Here is a 509-nt window from a genome sequence, read left to right as displayed (position 1 = left end):
TATCGTCTAGAGGAAAAAATACAGGATAAGAGGCAAGATACTTTTCTTTAAAAACAATTCCGTCTTTTGTATAAAATGCTTTTTCTCCTGTTTTATCTTCAACGATTTTTACAAGCTCTTTTACCGTTCCCTTAAAAGCAGGGATGTATACTTTTTTATCCGTTGAAGAAACAGCACTAACTCCAACAAGCCTGAATACTTCTGCAACCTTTAGTGGTTGATACATTCTTAAAAAAACACGCTTTTTAAAAAAAGCAGGTGGAATCTTTTCTTCTTGCTTGAAACTATTTTTAAAGCATACTTTTTTTACCGAAGGCGTTAAAAGTGGTTCTACCTGAAAACTGCTCTTTACCTGCATAGTAGAACAGGAAGCAGTTAACAACAAAACAGAGCCAAGAGCAATAACTTTTCCCTTCATAGCCTAAACCCCTACCTTTGCATTTACTTTAAATTCCGCTCTTCAAGTTTTTTATAAAGCAGTTTTATCTGCTTCAGCCTTGCCTCACGAC

General features: G+C 35.2%; 1 protein-coding gene. It reads right to left on the bottom strand.

The window, feature by feature from the left end; translation table 11 throughout:
- A partial coding sequence (locus MV676_RS01805) for a hypothetical protein (protein WP_297444736.1) occupies window positions 1-418 on the bottom strand: 418 nt, incomplete at its 3' end.
- Window positions 419-509 lie beyond the last annotated feature (91 nt).

The organism is Desulfurobacterium sp., assembly GCF_027028515.1.
In the GTDB taxonomy this organism is placed as follows: domain Bacteria; phylum Aquificota; class Aquificia; order Desulfurobacteriales; family Desulfurobacteriaceae; genus Desulfurobacterium_A.
Note: the sequence above shows the minus strand (reverse complement) of the source record. Positions and strands in the feature narration are given on the sequence as shown.